We start from the raw sequence: 7,676 nt of genomic DNA, 5'->3' as shown, positions 1-7,676 counted from the left end.
GCAGCGACCTCATTGATGGCTGCCTCGCGGGAACCGGCCTGGCCCTCACACCGGCATAGCCACTCACGACGTCACGAGTTCAACCTCAGTAACCACCGCAACCGACTTGTTTGCTTCCCTCGATCTCCGAATGAGATCAGCAGCACCCGTCGTCAACCGTGCGGTCGCTGCTGCTTCGACCTCCAGATCAGTCAGTGCGTTGAGCGTCGCATGGTTGAGGTTCTTGCCGAGAGCTGCGCTGAAGCGGAAGATCTCCATCGGATCGTCCTGCTCCTGCACGCTCTGGGGCAGCTCCGCACCAGCAGCCTTGAGCATCACGCGCAGCCTGTCAGCTACTTCTGGCGCGGGGAATCCTGCGAAGACATCACAGATCGGCCCGTCGAAGTCGAGAAGAACGTACCGGGCGCTCTGCATCACGTCCTGTACGACCTGCGGCCCTGTCCGTGTTGTCACGGGATCTCTCTAGCCACGGTGGTCCACATGTTGTCAAACCACATGCGGGACTGGTTGACGAACTGTCCTGAGGTGGAATCCCCGCCGTCGCTCACGGCGAAGTGGAAGAGCTCCGCATCCTTGCCACCCATGTCGTAGATGGCCTGCGGCTCTCCGCCGAGCGTGACGTTGTGCTTGAAGACGGGGTAGAAGCCGAAGAATGCCTCTTCGCCGTTGAGGACGTAGAGCTTGAACCGCGGGGGCTCTCCGTTGATCCGAACCTCTGCTAAAGCGACCTTGACCAGGCCGAGGTCTCGCAGTTCCTGCACGGAATCGACGATGGCCTGAGCATGTCGTGATGAGATCCGCTCCATGCGCTTCCGGATGAGCGGTTCGTCTTCAAGGTTGTCCACCAGGACAGGCAGAGACCAGGGACGGTTCGTGTCCGGCACAAGCATCCGGATCGTGATGCTCTCAGGAACCAATCGGCCGGCACGGATGCTGTCGAGCGGTTCCTGAATCGTCGTCTAAAACTAACGAACATCGTTGACGCCTGGCTCTCCGACCACTATGAAGACCGTCTATGTCGACTTCCCCGAACCCACCACTCGACCGTGAAGCCAAACGGCGGCGCGCCGCGCCGCCGTACGCCCCGCGCCAGCGTCTCCGCGCCGCATATGCGGCCTGGGGGCTGGTCACGGCGCGAGCGCCGCGCGGGGCATCGCCGTAGCGGCCCCGCGCCGCGCCCAGTGCCGCACCGACCGCCGGCACCCCGCCGCCTACTGGGAAACGCCGAACTCATTCACGGCCTGTTCAACGGTCTCGCGAAACTCCAACCGCTGATCCAACCCGCCCCGCCGAAAACGCTCCCTGAGGTCAGCAGGAGTCGCCGCAACAACCAGCTTCCCGCTAGCCGTCATGACCCGCTTCGCCGCACCAATGACGGCCCCGACTCCATCGTCATCCCAGGCGGTAACTCCCCTCAGGTCGAGAACCAAGCGCGGAGGACCATCCACGATCAGACTCGTTATCTCGCCTTGGAAGAGAGTCGCCGGAGCAGCCTCTCCGGTGAGCCCACCCCTTACATGCGCCACGGTGCACTCACCGTGGCGCACCGACTGAACCTCCAGCGTGGCTCCAGGTTCCTTACTCGGCATGGCGCATCCGCCTTCCTGTCCCTGTCCGCTGCTGCTTCATTCTGCCTCCGGCGGGGGCACTTCGGCTCCGAGGTGATCGAAATTGCAAGTCCCGAGACCATAGGTGGTTGAGGTGGAAGCCGGATCTTCCCATCTGCCACGTTCCAGGCGAGCCCAACATCTCGACTCCTCCGGATCAAGGCCGTCTGCGACCATTGGCATCCCATGGCCGAGGAACGCCCACTGGCTGACGTACACGCGAAGACGACCTTGCCCCTCCGGAGTGGGACGAGGGCAGACGGGAAGATCCGGCGGGAAAGTGTGCGCGTTCGCGCATGATCCGGAGCTTGATCGCGTGCCACAGACGTGCCAGACCTCACGGGAAACAGCGAGGAGTCGTAGATCAGAAACGAAGAAGCCCCCGCACCGCGTTTCCGCTGGTGAGGGGGCTCTTTCTGCTGGTGTGGCAGGTGCAGGACTTGAACCTGCGTAGGCTGAGCCGACGGTTTTACAGGACGTGACCGTTCTCGCTTCGGCGTAGTGTCTGACCTGCGGCGCGACACCTCTACAGCGATCTCTCCCTCATGATCATTACACGCATATTGCACGCAGCCATGTTCACCACCTGGTGAGGTGTGACCCCAGCATCGAAACGGCTGCTGGCCTGCCCTGCCGCTGCGCAGCCCGGGGGTCACCGTGATCGGCCCCCTCAACGATCAAGGAGTAGAGAAACGCGGATGAAGACACGTAGCAATTCGTGAGGTTCAACTTGCTCACCTCCTGCCTCAAATCCCGCCATAATCCGATGGAATGATCTATCTGATGGTGCAAGGTCGAGATGACTGGACGGATGGCATGTCTATTCCTGCGCGCCCAGGACCTGGCTGGCGTTTTAATTCACCTCCCGGATGGCCGACGCCCCCAGACGGCTGGGAGCCAACAGAGGGGTGGGCAGGTCCTGGTCCTGACTGGCCACCTGCTCCACCGTATTGGTCCTGGTGGGTTAGGGACTCTGCGACACCGCTTGGCCTGACCTCCGCGCCAGGAGCGGTAAGGGAAGAGGCGCAGGTTCGTGCCGGCGATGCTCGCGCGCTTTCGGCAAAGATGATGTGGGCGATTGCTGGTTTGGCCCTCATCGTTTTGCTCGGGGTCCCCATCGTTGCCGTCTTGGAATTGGTCGGCGCAGAGGCAAGCGGCTCAAAGACGCAGACTTCCGCCCCCGCCTCGCGAGTAGAAGCGATAGCCGAGGCCCTGGCGGATGCCGGGTATGCGTGTGAACTGGGCTACGTATCAGATGACCCAGGAGCAAGTGAGGCTGATTGCTCCCGCACGCCGTACCGTGATGTCACCATCTACGTGGTTCATGATCAGGCCGCAAAGGAAGGTTTGATCGCTCAGATAAAGAACAGCTACTGGAAGCTTCCACTAGGGGCTGTAGCAGTTGTGGGCGATGATTGGATCATTGACTGCAACGTGGTGAACGCTTGCTTCGAGGCTGCGCGCAAGATGAGCAGCCAGATAGTGACGATTTAGGTGAACCGTCCTTGAAAGAAGATTGTGAGGTGATCGCAGGAACGGCAGCAATCATTGATACACCCATACACGTGAGAAGCATCCCGAAACCGGAGACAGGGACGAGGTGGCTCACGGTGACAGCCGTATCGGGAAGCCTTCCAGGCTACTGAAGAATGCCCTACAGATTTCAAACCTGGGACCGTCGGATTAGAAGTGAGTTACCGCTTCTCTGCCTGGCGGTGCGTTAGCCTGCTACAAACTCACAGGATCTTCTTGGGAGAGGAAAGAGCATTCCGCACATGTTCCATATCTCGTTCGTACATCCGCTTTACGAACACGAGCGTCCCCGACAGTTCGTGAACCGTCACAAGGGTGGCTGGTGGATCAGGCAGAATTAGCATTAGCGACTACAAAGGCTCTACGGGCCAGGCCGCCCGGTTTGAGTGTTGTCGGAACCTCTGACTCGGCGGGGAGGGGTAACGCCGGTGATGACGTCGATCTTGAGATGCTCCTTGAGTAAGTGTTTCAGCTCAGCACCGTTGATCAGAGTAATTCGGTTTCGTTGAGCAAACTGCTCGCTCGCGCGGCCAAACCAGGATGGTGTGACCAAGACACCTGTGGTCGCGTTATGGTCAGCCATCACGCCTGTCAAAGCATGCACGGCCTCCAGGCCGACGATACCGGACCAACGTTTGGCCTGGATGAGGCAGACTCCACCGAAGAACATGTTCTTGCTGGTGGCGACGGCATCGATACCACCGTCTTTCGATGGGATAGTCGTCCAAGCTTCGGCGCCCATCGCGATGAACAGCTCTCTTATGAGGTGCTCGAATTCTGTCGGGGTCAGTTTTAGAAGGTTCCGACGGGAGTCGAGGGCCGAGATAACGTCCATGTCTTCGCTGAAGCGGAAGCGCTTGAGGTCAAAAGCGATGAACGGCTCAATGGCTTCGACATCGTATGGATTCGCTGATATCAGCGCATTAAGCCTCTTCAGGCAAGCAGCGGGGTCCACTTTAGAAAGCACGAGGTCAATAAAGTCAGAGCGCTCTGCTTCCACGCTTAATAGATGAGGGCGGACCTGCTTTCCGGTTGCCAGGTCGACAGTGCTGAGGCGTCCATTGAAGACGACTGCTTCGATCACGGCAGGTGGGGTTGCACTGAAGATTTCATGCAATGTGCGTAGCGCGGTCCGGGCTATGAGTTGCGCATAACGCTGTTTGATCTCAGTTTGAGGCCTGGGGATCGGGGCGATGGCATCCCGGGTCTTGATGTACTTGTACCCTCGCACATCCGGAACGACGTTACGTGGCGCGAGTTCGAACTCGACGACGACATCGCGGTTCTCCGGCCGGTACGCGACTTGACTGCGGCGAGGGAACCCGGTCGGGTATTGAGCCGTTTTTAGCACTTGGCTGACGAACCACTCAACTGCCTTGGCATCCCCGACTTCAAGGCCTTGTCGTCGCCTATCTAACTGGGCGTTTTCGGCGCTGGCTTTCGCCTGAAGTTCTCCAGCCCAGCGGTCGTGTTCGGCTCGCGCATTGGCGAGCGCACTAAGGCGCTTAGACTCCCTCTGCTGATGATCAGTTACATCCGATTCATACGAATTCCTGGCTGCGATAAGTTCGCGCTCATATCTAGCTGCCCCACCGAAAATTTTTCCTACTACGCCGGGCGGTGCGGGCACGTAGGTGGCCCAATCGGGTTGCGGTTCAGGGGTGCCGAGCAATCCAGGATTGAATGTCGGCATTCTAGGCGTCACTGTCAACAGGTCGAAGCTAAATGGGCTATTGTCAAGTGCGTCAGCGAGGATGGAATCGAGATGTCTGATGCGTTCCTCGACTTCAGTTGATTTCTTCTCAGCCAGCTTCTGCTGATCTTCGATGTATTTCTGCTGGCGGACCCGCTCCGCCTCTTTAGCTTGGCGTGCTTGCTCGCGCGCGTTTCTCTCAGCTTCACGCCGTTGCGCTGCTTGGCGTCGCTCCCATTCAGAGCGGCCATTCCTGCTGCGTGCCACGTCGACGCCCTCCTGGTCTCGTTAACCAACAACAGCATCGCTGCAACTCTAGGTCGGCCAAACGGTCGATAGAAGAGGGGGCAATGATTCCTGCCGGAAAGGCCATCTTCGGCAATTCGGGTGTGTTTGCCGCGATTTAGCCTATTCTGTCCCGTTCATCCGCGACTCGTGACCCTCAAGACTGCTTCTCGAAGCGGAGCACCGACGGTTTCACAACGGGCCTTCCTGAACGCGCTAGGCCCCTGACCTCTGTGTATGACTTTCGTGCCCCAGATCAGAGACCACAAGGTCGGCCGATCGACCTCGGCGTGCTTAGCGCGTTTCGCACTCAACTTAGGCGGCGGTCGTGCTGTACCCGCTTATGGCCTCGCCGCCTTCCACGATATCGACGGCCAGGAACCCGAAGATCCCATCGGGGACGTGCTTGGCGGGCAGACCTGTCACGCTTGTTTCCGTATTCCGGTTGCTTGATGCTGCTGTTACCGCTGTGCTGTGAGTGTGCGTATTCGACGGGTGAGAATCCAGGGGTACCGATGTCTGAGAGATGTGGACATCCGGTTCGACGACATCACGACGTTCATCGGCCCAAACGGGGTTGGCAAGTCCGCGGTACTGCGTGCCCTGGACTGGTTCTTCAATGGCTCCAGCAGTGCTGGACTCACTGACGAGGATGTGTGGGCGGCGGCCCAGGAGAAGCGGATCAGCATCGAGGTAGAGTTCGGCGATCTCACCGATCTGGACCGGGCCGCTCTCGGCAAGTATGCCGCCGGCGGCGCGGATACGGTGCGGCTCTGGCGGCGATGGGAGAACGACAGCGACAAGCTGTCGGGGCGGGCGATGGGCTATCCGGCGTTCGACGACGTCCGCGGGTCTGATCGGGCCAGTGAACGAAACGCACGTTACAAAGCACTGCGGGAGGCACGTCCCGAACTCGGACTGCCCACAGCGCGCAGCTCGCAGGCGGCCGAGGAGGCGATGGCAGAGTGGGAGCGCCAGCACCCCGACGAACTGGTGGCCACCGAACTGGCAGCTGACACCCACTTTTTCGGGTTCGCCGGGCAGGCGAAGATGACGGGGCTGTTCGACTACGTTTTCGTCAGCGCCGACCTGCGGGCAGGTGAGGAGGGCCGCGACTCCAAGGGGTCGGTTATCGGTCGGATTCTCGACCAGGCCGTCGACCGCACCCAAGCCGAAAAAGATCTGCTGGATCTCCAGACGCTCTTCAACAGTGATCGTCAGGAAATCCACCGCCAGCACTTTGAGGAGCAACTCGACACGCTCTCGGGGCAGCTAACTGATGAGGTGGAGAAGCTGAGCAGTGGGCGCAAGGTGCGGGTCAGCTCGCACGTTCCTGAACTGCGATTGCCGCAGGCGCAGTTCCAGATCAGCGTTCAAGACGGCACCGCCAGCACTCGGCTCGACCAGCAGGGGCATGGATTCCAGCGGGCACTGCTCATCACCGCGCTGCGGCTGCTCGCGGAGAGCAAGTCCAGCGAGAACCGCCGGACGGTCTTTCTTGCTATCGAGGAGCCGGAACTGTTCCAGCACCCCGTGCAGGCCCGCGTGTTCGCGGCTGTGCTGCGTGCACTTGCGGGTGACGTCGACCGTGGCATGCAGATTGCCTACGCCACGCACAGCCCGTATTTCTTGGAGGCGGAAGGTTTCACCGAGATCCGTCGACTGACCCGCGCGATTCAGGACGGTGCGCCCACAGTATTGGTCGACTCGACCACACAGAGTGAGGTCGCTACCCGACTGGATGGAATCCTTCCGGCAAACAAGATCTACCGTCAGCTGATGAAAGTGTGTCTAAGGGAGATTCCGGAAGCATTGTTCGGCCGGGCAGTCATCCTCGTGGAGGGGCCTACCGACAAGGGTGTGCTGGAAGGGTGTGGGCTTCGACTGGACCCACTGAACAAGCACGGGATCGTAGTGGTTGACGTCACCGGCAAGAGCAAGATCCCGTTGGCGCACGCGATCCTCACCGAACTGGGCGTCCCGACCATGGCGGTCTTCGACGGCGACGCACGTCACGCCGAGCGTAACACTGGGGCGACTAAAGAGAAGATCGATAAGGACACCGAGTCACACAAGGGCGAGAACCGCAAGCTGCTCACCTATCTGGGCGGGACGCTGGCGGACTTCCCAGAGACACACATGTGGAAGGGGTACGCCGTCTTCCATGACAACCTCGAGACCTACCTTGAGGAGGAATGGCCTGAGTGGGCGACGGCGAAGAAGCAGCTCATCGCTGATGGCGATGGAGCGGATGGGAAGAACGAGGATACCTACCGTCAGGCTGCTATAGAGGCCGAGGCCGATCCGCCGAATTTGCTGTCTCAGATACTGGTCCAAGCGCTGGCGTTGGCGGCGGACAGTTAACCGTCTCTCCAATAGACGAGCAGCAGGGCAGCGCCAGGTCAGTGATCTCGAGTCTAAGTAGGGGACGCAGTTTGGTTAGCTCGTAGTGAAAGGTCAGCCTTAGAAGCCCTAACAGAATAATCTGAGCGGCATCTTTGCAGGTCATCGATTGTTGTACCTGGTATGAGGAAGGGTGAGCAGCTGCCCTGGATCGT

At 59.9% G+C, this 7,676-nt stretch carries 6 protein-coding genes; 2 read left to right on the top strand and 4 right to left on the bottom strand.

Features of this window, described 5'->3' with window-relative positions:
• Positions 1–63: 63 nt before the first annotated feature.
• The 3 genes from AB0J58_RS43455 to AB0J58_RS43445 all read right to left on the bottom strand — a co-directional run bounded on the left by AB0J58_RS43455 (position 64) and on the right by AB0J58_RS43445 (position 1,589).
• The gene (locus AB0J58_RS43455; RefSeq protein ID WP_364227356.1) at positions 64–453 is read right to left on the bottom strand and encodes a hypothetical protein; all 390 of its coding nucleotides are present in this window, start codon (positions 451–453) and stop codon (positions 64–66) included.
• A complete protein-coding gene (locus tag AB0J58_RS43450; RefSeq protein WP_364227354.1) occupies positions 450–890 on the bottom strand; it encodes a hypothetical protein in 441 nt (146 codons plus the stop codon). The genes AB0J58_RS43455 and AB0J58_RS43450 overlap by 4 nt, the downstream gene beginning before the upstream one ends.
• A 321-nt stretch (positions 891–1,211) precedes the next feature.
• The gene (locus AB0J58_RS43445) at positions 1,212–1,589 is read right to left on the bottom strand and encodes an STAS domain-containing protein (RefSeq protein ID WP_364227351.1); all 378 of its coding nucleotides are present in this window, start codon (positions 1,587–1,589) and stop codon (positions 1,212–1,214) included.
• Positions 1,590–2,672: 1,083 nt separating this feature from the next.
• Between AB0J58_RS43445 and AB0J58_RS43440 the strand changes: the two genes are divergently transcribed.
• Positions 2,673–3,101 (top strand): hypothetical protein, encoded by a 429-nt coding sequence (locus AB0J58_RS43440; protein ID WP_364227349.1) that lies wholly within the window; start codon positions 2,673–2,675, stop codon positions 3,099–3,101.
• A gap of 400 nt (positions 3,102–3,501) precedes the next feature.
• On the opposite strand, the gene AB0J58_RS43435 is transcribed toward AB0J58_RS43440, so the two are convergent.
• The gene (locus AB0J58_RS43435; protein ID WP_364227347.1) at positions 3,502–5,100 is read right to left on the bottom strand and encodes a restriction endonuclease; all 1,599 of its coding nucleotides are present in this window, start codon (positions 5,098–5,100) and stop codon (positions 3,502–3,504) included.
• A gap of 492 nt (positions 5,101–5,592) precedes the next feature.
• Between AB0J58_RS43435 and AB0J58_RS43430 the strand changes: the two genes are divergently transcribed.
• Positions 5,593–7,482, top strand: coding sequence for an AAA family ATPase (locus tag AB0J58_RS43430; RefSeq protein WP_364227345.1), 1,890 nt, complete (start codon positions 5,593–5,595; stop codon positions 7,480–7,482).
• Positions 7,483–7,676: the final 194 nt, after the last annotated feature.

It is taken from the genome of Streptosporangium sp. NPDC049644 (assembly GCF_040675205.1).
Lineage (GTDB): Bacteria > Actinomycetota > Actinomycetes > Streptosporangiales > Streptosporangiaceae > Streptosporangium > Streptosporangium fukuiense.
This window is presented reverse-complemented; position numbering and strand designations above follow the sequence as displayed.